The organism is Paenibacillus sp. UNC217MF, assembly GCF_000686865.1.
Taxonomy (GTDB): Bacteria; Bacillota; Bacilli; order Paenibacillales; family Paenibacillaceae; genus Paenibacillus_B; species Paenibacillus_B suaedae.
In genome coordinates this window covers 1-13,510 of the sequence record NZ_KK366030.1, presented here as the reverse complement: position 1 = coordinate 13,510, position 13,510 = coordinate 1, and the positions used below count along the sequence as shown (strand labels likewise).

At 47.2% G+C, this 13,510-nt stretch carries 12 protein-coding genes and 12 tRNA genes; 2 read left to right on the top strand and 22 right to left on the bottom strand.

Annotated elements, in window-relative coordinates; all coding sequences use genetic code 11:
* Positions 1–37 precede the first annotated feature (37 nt).
* From BP95_RS0126945 to BP95_RS0126895, 10 genes are all read right to left on the bottom strand, one after another.
* Complete coding sequence (locus BP95_RS0126945) at positions 38–1,636, bottom strand: ABC transporter substrate-binding protein (RefSeq protein WP_021254289.1); 1,599 nt, start codon at positions 1,634–1,636, stop codon at positions 38–40.
* A 242-nt stretch (positions 1,637–1,878) separates the two neighbouring features.
* On the bottom strand, positions 1,879–3,423 hold the full coding sequence (zwf, locus tag BP95_RS0126940; protein ID WP_021254290.1) for a glucose-6-phosphate dehydrogenase: 1,545 nt from the start codon (positions 3,421–3,423) through the stop codon (positions 1,879–1,881).
* A 159-nt stretch (positions 3,424–3,582) separates the two neighbouring features.
* Positions 3,583–4,356 (bottom strand): YwmB family TATA-box binding protein, encoded by a 774-nt coding sequence (locus BP95_RS0126935; protein WP_021254291.1) that lies wholly within the window; start codon positions 4,354–4,356, stop codon positions 3,583–3,585.
* Between the two features lie 573 nt (positions 4,357–4,929).
* The gene (locus tag BP95_RS0126925; protein ID WP_021254293.1) at positions 4,930–5,595 is read right to left on the bottom strand and encodes a response regulator; all 666 of its coding nucleotides are present in this window, start codon (positions 5,593–5,595) and stop codon (positions 4,930–4,932) included.
* Positions 5,558–6,661: a sensor histidine kinase gene (locus tag BP95_RS0126920; RefSeq protein ID WP_021254294.1), complete on the bottom strand. Its 1,104-nt coding sequence runs from the start codon at positions 6,659–6,661 to the stop codon at positions 5,558–5,560. Before BP95_RS0126920 ends, BP95_RS0126925 begins: the two co-directional genes overlap by 38 nt.
* A 35-nt stretch (positions 6,662–6,696) precedes the next feature.
* On the bottom strand, positions 6,697–7,347 hold the full coding sequence (liaF, locus tag BP95_RS0126915; protein WP_021254295.1) for a cell wall-active antibiotics response protein LiaF: 651 nt from the start codon (positions 7,345–7,347) through the stop codon (positions 6,697–6,699).
* 109 nt (positions 7,348–7,456) lie between these two features.
* A complete protein-coding gene (locus tag BP95_RS0126910) occupies positions 7,457–8,146 on the bottom strand; it encodes a PspA/IM30 family protein (protein ID WP_021254296.1) in 690 nt (229 codons plus the stop codon).
* 1 nt (position 8,147) lies between these two features.
* Positions 8,148–8,648, bottom strand: coding sequence for a PspC domain-containing protein (locus BP95_RS0126905; RefSeq protein ID WP_021258624.1), 501 nt, complete (start codon positions 8,646–8,648; stop codon positions 8,148–8,150).
* Between the two features lie 8 nt (positions 8,649–8,656).
* Positions 8,657–9,331: a PspA/IM30 family protein gene (locus tag BP95_RS0126900; protein WP_021254298.1), complete on the bottom strand. Its 675-nt coding sequence runs from the start codon at positions 9,329–9,331 to the stop codon at positions 8,657–8,659.
* A 53-nt stretch (positions 9,332–9,384) separates the two neighbouring features.
* Complete coding sequence (locus BP95_RS0126895) at positions 9,385–9,693, bottom strand: LiaF transmembrane domain-containing protein (protein WP_021254299.1); 309 nt, start codon at positions 9,691–9,693, stop codon at positions 9,385–9,387.
* Between the two features lie 259 nt (positions 9,694–9,952).
* On the opposite strand from BP95_RS0126895, the gene BP95_RS0126890 reads away from it, so the two are divergent.
* Both BP95_RS0126890 and BP95_RS0126885 read left to right on the top strand, forming a co-directional pair.
* Positions 9,953–10,492, top strand: a complete 540-nt coding sequence (locus BP95_RS0126890) for an NfeD family membrane protein (protein WP_021254300.1) — start codon at positions 9,953–9,955, stop codon at positions 10,490–10,492.
* A gap of 117 nt (positions 10,493–10,609) precedes the next feature.
* Positions 10,610–12,130, top strand: a complete 1,521-nt coding sequence (locus BP95_RS0126885) for a flotillin family protein (protein WP_021254301.1) — start codon at positions 10,610–10,612, stop codon at positions 12,128–12,130.
* A 329-nt stretch (positions 12,131–12,459) separates the two neighbouring features.
* Here BP95_RS0126885 and BP95_RS0126880 read toward each other — a convergent pair.
* The 12 genes from BP95_RS0126880 to BP95_RS0126825 form a co-directional block, all read right to left on the bottom strand.
* A tRNA-Leu gene (locus BP95_RS0126880) sits at positions 12,460–12,542 on the bottom strand.
* A 12-nt stretch (positions 12,543–12,554) separates the two neighbouring features.
* Positions 12,555–12,631, bottom strand: a tRNA-Arg gene (locus BP95_RS0126875).
* 10 nt (positions 12,632–12,641) lie between these two features.
* Positions 12,642–12,716: transfer RNA gene (locus BP95_RS0126870), tRNA-Cys, on the bottom strand.
* Between the two features lie 5 nt (positions 12,717–12,721).
* Positions 12,722–12,796 (bottom strand) — tRNA-Gly (locus BP95_RS0126865).
* A 3-nt stretch (positions 12,797–12,799) separates the two neighbouring features.
* Positions 12,800–12,874 (bottom strand) — tRNA-Gln (locus BP95_RS0126860).
* A gap of 9 nt (positions 12,875–12,883) precedes the next feature.
* Positions 12,884–12,959 (bottom strand) — tRNA-His (locus BP95_RS0126855).
* A 20-nt stretch (positions 12,960–12,979) separates the two neighbouring features.
* Positions 12,980–13,053: transfer RNA gene (locus tag BP95_RS0126850), tRNA-Trp, on the bottom strand.
* 3 nt (positions 13,054–13,056) lie between these two features.
* A tRNA-Tyr gene (locus BP95_RS0126845) sits at positions 13,057–13,142 on the bottom strand.
* Positions 13,143–13,146: 4 nt separating this feature from the next.
* Positions 13,147–13,222 (bottom strand) — tRNA-Thr (locus tag BP95_RS0126840).
* A gap of 10 nt (positions 13,223–13,232) precedes the next feature.
* Positions 13,233–13,308: transfer RNA gene (locus tag BP95_RS0126835), tRNA-Phe, on the bottom strand.
* A 40-nt stretch (positions 13,309–13,348) separates the two neighbouring features.
* A tRNA-Asp gene (locus BP95_RS0126830) sits at positions 13,349–13,425 on the bottom strand.
* 5 nt (positions 13,426–13,430) lie between these two features.
* Positions 13,431–13,506: transfer RNA gene (locus BP95_RS0126825), tRNA-Met, on the bottom strand.
* Positions 13,507–13,510 lie beyond the last annotated feature (4 nt).

The following is a 13,510-nucleotide window of genomic DNA, read 5'->3' as shown; positions in this document are numbered from 1 at the left end:
ATTCTGGATGTTTATGTTCGATATCAAATTATCGTGCTTAGTTCAGATAAAGTTTGGACAAATCTTCGAACATGAAGACCGGCTTCGCAACCGCTTCATCAAGACCGCCATAACGTTTGTCTACCGCGATGATCGCTTTGTCGTTTGCAATCGGATATACAACCGCCTCGCTGGCAATCGTTTGTTGAATTTGCTTGTACAGTTCGCCACGCTTCGTGCTGTCCATCTCTACTGCAGCTTGTTCCCACAGTTTATCGAGTTCAGGATTGTTGTAATGGCCGTAGTTGTACAGTTGATTGCTCAAGTAGAGCGATTTGTACGAATCCGGTTCAGTTCCCATTACATAACCATTGAAGGACAAATCGAATTTCGTGTTGTTCGGATCAAGCGACATATTGGAGAACGTGCCGGATTCAAGCGGCAGCAATTCCACTTCAATACCTACTTCTTTCAGCTTTTGTTGAATGTAGAGTGCTTGGCTTGTTTGAATCTTGCTTGCATTCGAGTACGCAAGCTTCAGCTTCAAGTTGCTTACGCCAGCCTGCTTAAGCAATTCTTTGGCTTTCTCCGCATTGTAGTCATACTTCTCAACATCCGCTGTGTAATACGTTGTATCCGGTGTAAAGATGGACGCCGCTGGGTCTGCAAATTCTGCAGAGCCATAAGCTAGCGGAATCAGTTCTTGCTTGTTAATTGCATAGGAAATCGCTTGACGGACTTCCTTCTTCTTCATCGCATCGATGTTCATATTGAACACCAGATAGTTCAAGCGGCCTTCAGGGTATACAACCATGTTCAGCTTGCCGCTTGTATTCAACTTGTTGTAATCCGCTGGTTCAACCTTGCGCATATTCAATTCACCATTCTGCAATGCTAAGTTCGCTGCATTCGGATCTTTTGCAATGCGGTAGATGACTTGGTCCAGATGACCCTTGCCTGCAAAATAATTATCGAAGCGCTCCAATGTTACATATTCGCCTGGGCGATATTCTTTGAACTTATAAGCACCAGAACCAATTGGAGCTGCATTCTTCGTGCTCTTCTCAATATCAGCTTCGCCTTCGAAGATATGCTTCGGAATCGGCTTGAACGAAGCAAAGATTCCTTCAAAGGAAGCAGATGGCTGTGGAAGAACCAAATCGACAGTTACGTCATCCACTTTCTTCGCCTGCAACGGCTTGCCGTTGAAAATGTAGGATTCACGATCCGTGCTGTGCTGCTTCTCATCCAAGATGCTGTTGATTGTGAATACAACATCATCTGCTGTAAGCGGCTTGCCGTCATGCCATGTCAATCCTTTGCGAAGCTTCAGCGTGTAAGTCAAGAAATCCTTCGATGGAGTAATGCTCTCCGCAAGTACGAATTTCTTCTTGCCTCCGTCTTCCACCGTATACAACGGTGCATACAAGGTTTGATTTATCGTCAACGTAACACGGTCATTCGAATACAATGGGTTCAATACACGAGGATCCTCTTGTACTGCAATAATAATATTGCCTCCATCCTTCGGTTGGCCTGTCCCTTCCGCCGTAGAAGACGTTGAATCCTTCGCAGGAGTAGAATTGTTACCGCACGCACTCACCACAAGGACGATAAGTGTGAGCAGCCCGATAATCCATAATTTGTTGCGTTTCATGTTGATTCCTCCCGATAGATGGTTAACAAGACTATGGAATCTAGTATAACTATATTTTTTTCAGAAGACAATAGTTTTTCCGAGCTTTTTGATAGGGATTAAAATCATCCTGTTTTCACAGTCACGAGATCGACACATGAAAAGGCGAAGCAGCCATTCACTATAAACTGCCTTCAACCTTGAACCAAAAAAGCTGTGCCCCTGTAGAGGGCACAGCTGATTATCAATCTATGGGAAACGAATTACTTCGTCCAGACAACTTCACTTTCTTCCTGTCCATTAACAGGCCACCAGTGGAATCCATCCTCTTGCAGAAGCTTGTCTGCTTGCTCAGGGCCCCAAGAGCCTGCTGGATAAGCAAACAGATCTTCGTTAGATTTCTTCCATGCCTTCGCGATATTATCAACGAATGACCATGCAGTAGCCACCTCGTCCCAACGCGTGAAGTACGTGGAATCGCCGCGAGCAGCATCGAAGATCAGACGCTCATACGCTTCTGGCGTATTGATGCCGACCATGCAGCTTTGGCAGAAGTCCATCGCAAGCGGTTGAATGCCGCCTTCCGCTCCAGGCTTCTTACCATTAAGCTTCACATAGATGCCTTCCATCGGATTTACGCGGATAACGAGCAAGTTCGGCTCCAGCTTATGCTTCTGTCCGAGGTATACATTCGTAGGCATGTTCTTGAATTCAACTACAACTTCTGTCGTCTTCACTGGCAGACGCTTGCCTGTCCGAATGTAGAACGGTACTCCCGCCCAGCGGAAGTTGTCAACGAATACACGTGCTGCAAAATATGTCTCCGTAACAGATGCAGGATTCACCTTATCTTCCTCACGATAGCCAGGAAGCTCCTTGCCATTCATCGAGCCTGCGGAATATTGTCCACGCACGACATTGCGGTGAACATCCTCTTGCTCTGGGTATTGGCGCAAGGAACGAAGCACCTTCACCTTCTCATCGCGGATATCTTCCGGATGCAGGCGGCTTGGCGGCTCCATTGCAATCATCGTGAGCATTTGCAGCATATGGTTCTGCGCCATATCGCGCAATGCACCTGCATGATCGTAATAGCCTCCACGCTCTTCAACCCCAACTGTCTCAGATAGGGAAATTTGAATATTCGCAATATGCTTGTTGTTCCAGAGCGGCTCGAAGAATGCATTCGCAAATCGAAGAACTTCAATGTTCTGTACCATTTCTTTGCCCAAGTAATGGTCGATACGGTACACTTCTTCTTCTTTGAATACTTGACGAATTTCTTCGTTCAGCTTCTCTGCTGACGGTAGATCGTAACCGAACGGCTTCTCGATTACGAGGCGGTGCCAGCCCTTGCTCTCCAGCATTCCGCCATCACGAAGATTGTGCGATACACTGCCGAACAATTCTGGAGCCAGTGCCAAATAGAACAGACGATTTCCTGGAATATCGTACTCGCGTTCGATATGCTCGGACTGCTCACGCAGTTCGCGGAAGCCATCTACATTGTTAATATCTAACGGTTTGTACTCAAAATGCTTAGCAAACCGGTTCCATTCCTCATCATTCTGAACCGGGTAACGGCAAAATTCGTCGATAGACGCACGCACATCCTGACGGAATTCTTCATGCGTACGAGCACGGCGGGCTAGTCCGATAACTGCGAAGCGTTCTCCTAGCTTGCCTTCGCGATACAGACTATATATAGCCGGGAACAATTTGCGGCGAGCTAAGTCGCCAGTAGCACCGAATATATAGAATACGGCGCCTTCTGCCAATTGGGATTCATGATTTTGCATCACAGTCATCTCTCTCCATCATCCTTACACTCGTTTATAGATCTGATATAGTTCCTATTTCGGATGTGATGCCATTTTAGCATACTTACCGTATAGATTCCATTCTTTCCTTGACGTCAAATATAATTCTCATTGCCTTGTCTAGCTGCAATTCTCAATCCATTCTCATTAATATTCACCGGCAATCAGCGGTGTACCGAAAGATATGCGAGTTTCTCCCTTGTCCCTGTTTTCATGAACAGCAAGCTGCAAATTTGCATTTCCATGCTTCATTTGCACCCCTGAACCCATATAGTCCGTCTGATAAGATACACTGATCGTACGCTCATCCTCATAGCGGTCAAGCGGTTCTGCTTGTCCCCATTCCCGCAACGATCGCTCAGCCCTCTCGAAGCTGTCCTTCAGCGATTGGCTCGCTACTGTCTGAACGGTCGCCGTCCATTCTGCCCCGTAATGAGATGACAGCTTCTTCATCAGTTGTTCTCCTTCTGCAGCTGACTGAGTCATACCGGTTCTGGCTGAACCCTGTATGGATATCGTATAGTATACGCGCCCATTCTCTTCTTGAAACCACAGAATCGCTGCCTCTATCGAATCCGATATATAAATTCCGCGATACGCCTCCTTGCCTTGTTCTTCCTTGCGTATCAGGTGTGCAGTGATTCCTGCATCCTTCTGCCACTGTTCGAGGTTCTTCTCCTTGCTGCCATTAGCTGCATAATTCCCTTGAATGAGCACCGTAGTCTGGAATTTCCCGGATCCGACCAATTCAGCAAGCACCCACAGCATGTTCACCCGCTTCACAAGATCAAGCTTCTCGACCGATTCCCGACTCCCAGCCAACTGCCATCGATCATTGCTTCCGATGAGTGCAATGGCACCGCATAATGCTAACAACACCAATCCTACTGCCGCAACGGCAGAACGGCGTACTGCATGCATCCTTCCATCACCTTACCTTATCGAAGTGTAGCACCTCTTAGAATTAGGCGGGCTGATTCTAGGTGTATGACCATACCTAGCATTCGTTCATGGAATAGACTACTGACATATACATTCAACCAAGAATGGAGGCTAACCAACCGTGGTTCCCGTTCCGATAGACGAGACATTCATTCGATTGCTGTGTGGCCGCCCGGTCTGTGTTGTGATGCAGAATGGAGATCAATATATAGGACGGCTTACCTCTTGTGAGGGGGGGAAAGTGATATTGAACGGCGATATTGTTACTACCTCGTACGCTTCTGCTGCATCCGTCGAACCTTCCCCAGTTAAGAAGCACAGAGGGAAAAAGAAAAACAGATCGCTTCAAGTTGCTGACACTTCAAATCAAGTATATACAAGCGCATTCGATCCATATAGAGCCAGTCCCTTCTTCCCTGGTGGACGCCTCGCTCTTGATTTGGGTCTGGTTTCCTTATTTTTTCTGCTTTTTATCTAGAATTCCTGCATCCTCTTCTCAGTTCATTCGAAAAAAACCCGAACACTCTCCTAGGAAAGCGCTCGGGTTCTCGGCTATTCAGCCAATCCGTTCTTATAAGCGTAAATCGCTGCCTGCGTGCGATCCTCCACACCAAGCTTCGCCAATATATTCGTAACATGGAATTTAACCGTCTTAATCCCAATAAACAGATCATCCGCGATATCCTGATTGGATTTCCCCTGCGCTAATAAACGAAGTACGTCCATCTCACGCTCTGTCAATTGTTCATGCGCCGCAGTTGGCTGTGCTGGCTGGCGGAATCGATTCATCATCTTGGAGGCTACCTGGGACTCCAGCACAGATTGGCCTCTTGCAGCCGCCCGGATGGCTTCAGCAATCTCTGTAGCCCGGGACGTCTTCAGCAAATAACTGAATGCTCCAGCTTCAATGACAGGATACATCTTTTCATCATCCAAATAACTTGTAAGTACGATCACTTTGCAGTCAGGATACAACTGCAGCAGCTTGCGGGTTGTCTCTATACCATCCATACCATCCATCACAAGATCCATAAGCACAACATCAGGCTTATACTCTTGGGCAAGACGTATTCCGTCCATCCCGTTGCTCGCTTCCCCTACGACCTCAATGCCTTCTTCTGTATTCAGTACTGCAGCAAGGCCGATGCGAACCATTTCATGGTCATCTACCAACAATACTTTAATAGGATTGTCCATCATCGATGTTTCCATCTCCATCGTTCAACTCTTCCTCCTTCAGACCAGGCTCTTCTCTCATGACAGGCACTCGAATTTCGATCCGGGTTCCTTTGTCAGGTGCGGTAATGAACTGAATGGAGCCACCCACTTCATTTACCCGCTCTTGCATCGTACGAAGGCCATAGCTTGCTTGCTTCTTATCGTCCCAATCAAATCCTATCCCATTATCACGAAGGAGTAAACGAACGAAATCCCCTCGATTTTGCAGTTTGATCTCCATCCGTGATGCCTTCGAGTGCCGCAGTGTATTCGACAACGCCTCCTGAACAATCCGGAACAGATGATTCTCTACGCCCTTCACTAATCCAATATGATCATCCATCTCACAATGGATTTCAATTGGAATTTTGGACTGAAGCTCGCGGATCAGCTCCGCCAAACCTTGTGTCAAGCCTTTTCCCTCCAAATGTACAGGCCGCAAATGAAGCAGCAGCGCTCGCATCTCAGACTGGGCAACGGAAGCCATTTCTTCAATCAGCTCCACCTGCCGCACCGCTCGATCAAAATCAACATCCAGTGTTCTCCGTACAGCGGTAGCTGTCATTGATATTGCAAATAACTGCTGGCTTACCGCATCATGCAACTCCCGCGCCAAGCGTTGCCGCTCTTCTATAATCGCAGATATCCGAGCCTGCTCTGCCAATTGCGCATTATTCGTGGACAAGCGCTGCATCGAAGTCACTTGTTCTTCCCAACGCTTGCTTACTCGCTCCAATTGTTCAGCTAGCTGGCCGATCTCGTCATCGCCGAGATCCGGCATCGGCCGCGATAGATTCCCCTTCTCCAAGAGCAGCATCGATTCGCGCAGCAATTCCACCCGACGCTTCATTCGATAACCTTGGTAAAACGCAAATATCGACGTAATGATTGCAACGACAAACAACACCGATAATGTCGCCTTCACTCCGTCGATCCAAGTCTCAAATGGCTGCACATAACCATATGATTGCATCAAATAAATGATGACAAAGAATAGTATGATAGAAAGGAGAAGCGTCTCGCCCATTAATCGTACTACCATATTCACATGCTTTTTCGGTTCCATACCGGCCTCTGCATCTCCTTTCTCCGCTAACAGTCCTACATGTGCAACCTGACATCAATATCTCCTACGAGGTAAGAAATATGGAGTTTCACCTTTTGCTCCGTAAACTCGTAATTCGGCGATCGCCACGTCCACTTGTTCAAAAATCCGGTTTCTTTGTCGCGTCCCACATCAATTTGTCCAAATATGACCGTAGCTTCGATATATACACCAATGTCATCTGGAATCATAATGTCCATGTCACCTAATACACCTTGAAAGATGAGGGTGGTTTCCGGTTCTTCCAATATCGCTAAGGACAAATCAATATCACTTTCCCCAATGAAATGCCACATGCTCTGGCTATGCAAAATATACGGAACTCGATCCCACTTCAGGCTGGACGTAATATTCTGGCGCTTTTCGACATGATCATGTTTCTGGTCTTTGCGAGCACGCGAATAGAATATCCCTAACGAAATCAAGATGATTCCGACGAATAACATTAAATGTTCCAAAAGTAACAGTGTTCCGCCGATACCTAGCAAGGTGTACCCTACACGCAATTCTGCAGCACGAACTTTGCGTATGCCCAAATACAGCATTACAAGTGCGACAAACGTTACGAAACTAAGCCACTTGCCAATTAAAATGAGCAACCCGAAGACGATAAGAATATATGCAAGCAAACGGTTGTTTTTATTCATGTCGCACCTCCTGTCACAAATATTCGCGGATAGCACTTACGGCGATGCTAGCGCATCGCCGTAAGCTACCTATGTTAGCATATCACAACCTTGGACATCCCCCAAGGATTTATTGCTCCGTTTGACCCAATTTTTGCTTCAATGCTGCCAATTGCTCGTTTACCTTCATTTCCTTCTCTACATCTACTGGCGGCTGGTAATTGGATGAAGTGCCTGCATATCCGCCGTAAGGGACACGCATGACTTCAGCTTCTGCTTCCAATTGCATAATCTTCTCTTCCATGCGATGGAATCCGCGAGTTGCAGAACCTGATTCGATGGAATGGTTGCTTGTAATAGAAGACATCTGCTTGCGTGCCTTCGCCATTTGTGCACGTGCAGCCAATTCATTGCGTTTGTTGCGCAGCTTGTAGAATTCATCCTTCATCGAGCGCAGCTGATGCATTAACTCTTCCGCATGGCCCTGTGCTTGGGCATGCAAGTCGCTGTATTCAGCAACTTTTTGATCATAGTACAGTTTTTCTTCCAGGAACTTGCGTGCCATTTCCTCTTGGCCTGACTTCAATGCGCGTTCTGCCTGTGCTTCACGGTCAGCTGTAAAGCGAATAGCTTCATCATAACGATGCTTGATTTGGCGCTCACTTGCCATTTGCTTGGCAACTGTTACTTCCGCATCATGGATTTCTTCCTCCATGTCGCGCAGATATTGATTCAACATTACCACTGGATCTTCTACTTTATCCAACAACTCATGTACAGAAGCCTTAGTCATATCTTTAATACGTTTGAATACACCCATCTTATTTGTCCCCTCTCTCGTACTTCGCTACTTTTTGGCGAAGTTCTTCGATTTCTTTTTTCAATGCTTTTTTCTCAATATCCATCATCATCGAATCGATGGAAGAATCATTAGAAGATGCATAATTGGCATCATAACTGTTGGTTTGCTTCACTCCTCCATATGTGGAGGAGCCGTATGGATTCGTCGGCCCTGCAGCTCGTGGTCCGTTGTAATAGTTCGGATCATTGGAGTAGCCGCCTTGGTAACCTTGTTGGCCTTGATAGCCGCCTCCGTATGGGCCTGCACCATAACCGGTAGGTCCAAATGGCTGGTACGGCTCCTTAGGTACTACTAGTGATACTACAAAGTATACGGCGATAAGTGTGAACGCCGAGAAGAATACTCCGATTACAAACAGGACACGCAGCAGAGTGACATCGAATCCAAGCCATTCACCTAAGCCGCCGAGGAGACCGCATACTTTACGATCCCGTGTCGAACGGTACAACTTTCTGTTCATGGCTTACTTCACTCCTTTGCTGAATCTAATTTTTGTTTCAGGCGCTCCATTTCGCGCTTCAAAGCCATATCCCGTTCCGGGTTGATGTTGCCCATCGTTTGGCCGCTCATGCGGCGTACATCTTGAATGCCTTGCGTTTCCCATTCCATCCCGGACACTCGATCCTCGAGTCTGCGGAACATGCTGTCCACTTGCCCCACACCGTATTGTCCGAAGCGCTCGTTCATTTGCTGCTGCAAGCGAACGGTCTGCATTCTAGCGATGTAATACTGGCGCTTGTCGTATACAGCTTGATATTCGCTCTTGAGCATATTCAATTGCTCTTCCAGCTCAAGAATCGCATCCTTGCTCTTTTCGTACAATTCTGAATACTGCTGCACCTTATCCTCATGCATCAGCTTCTCTTGCAATGCAATCTTGGCTGCGAATTCCTCCCCCGCCTTTAAGGCCAGCATCGCTTGCTGCTCTCTGCGAGAACATAATTCTTGTGCTTGATTCATTTGATTTCTCATTTGATTCGCATGCATGACATATTGTTGATAGAGGCGGTCTGCCTCATTAATATCATGGCGTGTACGCATCAGGAACTGGTCAATCAAGCGGACAGGATCTTCAACCTTATCCAAACGTTCATTCAATGTTGCCATCGTAATGTCGCGAACCCTTTTCAAAATACCACTCATTCAGCCTTACCCTCCTTGAACCGACTATTTGCAATTATTAATAATCACCTTTGTTAAAACGGATGGCTCTTGTTGCGCTTGCCTCCCAACATCGATATCCCGAAACCAATCAATCCTACGGCAACGATGATACCGATGATCCAGGACAACTTGCCAATCAACGATATCGCTCCGATAATGATGAAAATCCATCCGAAGAATGAATTCCCTGCCTTCACTCCATAGTAGCCAAGCGCAATCAGAATGAGAGGGAACAAGTAGCCAAACCAGCTGCCCAGATGAATCCCGAACTTGCTAAGTAATATGATTCCTCCCAGAGCGATCAGTACAAAAGCGAATGTGTTACCTTTGTTCGTTTGCATTCGGTTCGTCACCACCTTTCGTCGTGTCTTGCTTATGTCTTTATTTTAGGTGGAAATGCATTTGCCCAAAACAGGCCGGGGACGGTTTTTGATCCTAGACTCAAGTCGGGGGACCTGACCGACCTTTGATCGAGCCTATACTAGACTGGTCTGAAGTCGAAGTTGAAACAAAGTTTCGCCAATTACGTATATATTTCCATAACTGCCCATTCGCTGCAGGCGTCACATCCTTCAAGCGATGAGAAAGGAGCGCATCGTCATGCACACATTATATTGGGGATTGCTGATATTCGGCGTTTTGTACGCCATCGTCTCACTTCTGATTGGAGAGGTGCTCAGCCATGTATTCGATGGTTTAGTTGGCGACAGTCACCTTGCGGTGCTTCAGCCAACCATACTCGTAAGCGGCTTAACCGCATTTGGCGCAGTCGGAGTCCTGCTTAGCCGTTATACAGTTTGGGCTTCTACAACCATTCTCCTCACCGCTCTTGCTGGTGCACTTGTAGTATCCATTGGTGTCTATTTTCTATATGTAAGGCCTATGGAGAATAGTGAGAACTCCATTGGATTCTCCATTACAGAACTTGCAGGTAAGGTTGGGGAGGTCAATGTTCCGATTCCGGCTGCTGGCTATGGTGAGGTCATTGTTCGAATCGGAGCTGGAGTAACGAATCAAATTGCAGCCTCCTTCGACAAAGAAGCCATTCCTTCCGGAACGACCATCGTCGTTGTTGAAGTAAAGGGAGATACGCTGTATGTATCCCCGCTCAACGAGGAAACACTCCGTCCAACCCATTAACATCATTGCTCTTCTGTTCCTGGACTTATATCCTACATTCTCACTTCGATTCGATTTATGGATTCATGTGTATTCAGGCATTGCCTATACAAATATATATAGAGGGAGCTGTATCTTATGGAGTTTAGTGAAGCATTGATCATCCCATTAATCGTTATTGGCGTCATACTCGTACTTGGCCTTGCATTCTGGGCACGCTACAAGACCGTCAGCCCAGACGAAACAATGATCGTCACCGGTTCTTATCTGGGACGCAAGAACGTATCCACTGACGAATCCGGACGTAAAATGAAAATTGTTCGCGGCGGTGGTGCATTCATCCTGCCAATCTTTCAGCAATCACAATTTCTATCCCTACTCTCACACAAGCTTGATGTAACCACACCAGAAGTGTATACCGAACAAGGTGTACCCGTCATGACTGACGCTGTAGCGATCATTAAGGTAGGCGGTACTGTTGAAGATATTGCAACCGCTGCAGAGCAATTCCTTGGCAAGCCCACCGAAGCGCTGAAGAGTGAGGCTCAAGAAGTTCTCGAAGGTCATCTACGCGCGATCCTTGGTTCCATGACCGTCGAGGAAGTATATCGCAACCGTGATCGATTTGCTCAGGAAGTACAGGGAGTTGCCGCTAAAGATTTAAAAAAGATGGGTCTGCAAATTGTATCCTTTACGATTAAAGACGTGCGAGATAAGCACGGATACTTAGATGCACTCGGCAAACCACGTATCGCAGCCGTTAAACGTGATGCAGACATTGCTGAGGCAGAAGCTGTTCGTGATGCCCGTATCCAAAAGGCCAAAGCGGAAGAAGCAGGAATGAAAGCCGAGTTGCTCAGAGATACGAACATTGCTGAAGCTTCCAAAGAAAAAGAATTAAAGGTTGCTGCTTTCAAAAAAGACCAAGATCTTGCTCGTGCGGAAGCAGACCAAGCATACTTCATTCAAGAAGCACGTTCCAAGCAAAGCGTTGTTGAGGAACAAATGCGTGTCGAAATTGTTCGCAAAGAACGTGAGATTGATCTGGAAGCCAAAGAAATTCTCCGTCGTGAGAAACAGTATGATGCAGAAGTGAAAAAGAAGGCCGATGCGGATCGCTATGCCGTTGTTCAATCTGCCGAAGCTGAGAAGTCACGCAAAGTACTGGAAGCGGATGCCCTGCAGTATCGTATCGAAGCCGAGGCCAAGGCCCTCGCTGAACAGAAACGCTTAGAAGGTCTGGCGATTGCCGATGCTGAACGTGCGCGTGGTACGGCTGAAGCTGAAGTCATCCGCCTGCGTGGTCTAGCCGAAGCAGAAGCGAAGGAGAAGCTTGCTGAAGCGTTCGAGAAGTTCGGCGAAGCTGCTGTTCTCGATATCGTCGTTAAGATGATGCCAGAACTCGCTGGCAAAGTCGCAGAGCCACTCAAGTCCATCGACAAGCTCACTGTCGTTGACACAGGAAACGGTGAAGGAGCAGCACGGGTAAGCAACTATGTCACACAACTCATGGCGACTGCTCCACAAATGTTAAAAGACGTATCCGGTCTGGATATTGAGAAAATGATTAAGCGATTTACCAACGGTCCGGAACATAGCAAGCAGATCAAGCCAGCACTCGATCTACCTACGAACGAACCAACTAAACAGCCCGAGTAAACCTTGAAACACTTAGGTCTTATTCATAAAAACAGCCTTGCAGAGCAAACTCTACTCGTTCGCTTTGCAAGGCTACTCTATTTGTCCACTATCCCAGCAACATCTAACCGTGAAGCATGATCTACATCCATCTGATGCTCGTTCCTCTATTATGGACATCCTATGTTCGACTTAATAGGTTCGACTACTTCGCGTTTTATTTTTCCTGTCCTCATGATTCAATTTGCTGTCAAACTGGCTCAAGCAACTATGTAATCGTCTTATCGTATTCTTTCATTTCCGAGAATAACAAAAAACCTTCAATCGCTTGAAAGTCTTGTTTATAAATATGGTGCCGGTGAGAGGACTCGAACCTCCACGGTTTCCCTCACGATTTTGAGTCGCGCGCGTCTGCCAATTCCGCCACACCGGCTTATGAAATTAATGGCGTGCCCTGAGAGATTCGAACTCCCGACCTTTTGATTCGTAGTCAAATACTCTATCCAGCTGAGCTAAGGGCACAAAAGATGTTTGGAGGCGCCACCCAGATTTGAACTGGGGAATAAAGCTTTTGCAGAGCTTTGCCTTACCACTTGGCTATGGCGCCACATCTGGAGCGGACAACGAGATTCGAACTCGCGACCCTCGCCTTGGCAAGGCGATACTCTACCACTGAGCTATGTCCGCAAATGGCTGGGGATATAGGATTCGAACCTATGCGTGACGGAGTCAAAGTCCGTTGCCTTACCGCTTGGCTAATCCCCAATGTGGTAATGGGGCGATCGAAGGGAATCGAACCCTCGAGTGTCGGAGCCACAATCCGATGCGTTAACCACTTCGCCACGACCGCCATATTACATTAGAAATTGTTGGCAGGGGCAGCAGGAATTGAACCCACACCAAAGGTTTTGGAGACCTTTGTTCTACCTTTAAACTATGCCCCTACATGGTGGAGGATGATGGATTCGAACCACCGAACCCGGACGGGAACAGATTTACAGTCTGCTGCGTTTGGCCACTTCGCTAATCCTCCAAGATGGTGCCGGCGAAAGGAGTCGAACCCTCGACCTACTGATTACAAGTCAGCCGCTCTACCAACTGAGCTACACCGGCGAAATTTCTATGGTGGCTTGGGACGGAATCGAACCGCCGACACAAGGATTTTCAGTCCTTTGCTCTACCGACTGAGCTACCAAGCCTCATTGAGATCCTATTAAATTCAAGCCACTTGAAAATAAATGGCGGAGCTGACGGGATTCGAACCCGCGGTCTCCTGCGTGACAGGCAGGCATGTTAGGCCTCTACACCACAGCTCCATATTTGGTTGCGGGGGCAGGACTTGAACCTGCGACCTTCGGGTTATGAGCCCGACGAGCTACCAACTGCTCCACCCCGCGATAT

Excerpts from the sequence above, each read along its gene's own strand:
- BP95_RS0126925 (WP_021254293.1), bottom strand. The coding sequence starts at position 5,595 with ATGGAGATGGAAACATCGATGATGGACAATCCTATTAAAGTATTGTTG.
- BP95_RS0126945 (WP_021254289.1), bottom strand. The coding sequence starts at position 1,636 with ATGAAACGCAACAAATTATGGATTATCGGGCTGCTCACACTTATCGTC.
- BP95_RS0126885 (WP_021254301.1), top strand. The coding sequence starts at position 10,610 with ATGGAGTTTAGTGAAGCATTGATCATCCCATTAATCGTTATTGGCGTC.
- BP95_RS0126895 (WP_021254299.1), bottom strand. The coding sequence starts at position 9,693 with ATGCAAACGAACAAAGGTAACACATTCGCTTTTGTACTGATCGCTCTG.
- zwf (WP_021254290.1), bottom strand. The coding sequence starts at position 3,423 with ATGACTGTGATGCAAAATCATGAATCCCAATTGGCAGAAGGCGCCGTA.
- BP95_RS0126935 (WP_021254291.1), bottom strand. The coding sequence starts at position 4,356 with ATGCATGCAGTACGCCGTTCTGCCGTTGCGGCAGTAGGATTGGTGTTG.
- BP95_RS0126905 (WP_021258624.1), bottom strand. The coding sequence starts at position 8,648 with ATGAACAGAAAGTTGTACCGTTCGACACGGGATCGTAAAGTATGCGGT.
- BP95_RS0126900 (WP_021254298.1), bottom strand. The coding sequence starts at position 9,331 with ATGAGTGGTATTTTGAAAAGGGTTCGCGACATTACGATGGCAACATTG.
- BP95_RS0126890 (WP_021254300.1), top strand. The coding sequence starts at position 9,953 with ATGCACACATTATATTGGGGATTGCTGATATTCGGCGTTTTGTACGCC.
- liaF (WP_021254295.1), bottom strand. The coding sequence starts at position 7,347 with ATGAATAAAAACAACCGTTTGCTTGCATATATTCTTATCGTCTTCGGG.
- BP95_RS0126920 (WP_021254294.1), bottom strand. The coding sequence starts at position 6,661 with ATGGAACCGAAAAAGCATGTGAATATGGTAGTACGATTAATGGGCGAG.
- BP95_RS0126910 (WP_021254296.1), bottom strand. The coding sequence starts at position 8,146 with ATGGGTGTATTCAAACGTATTAAAGATATGACTAAGGCTTCTGTACAT.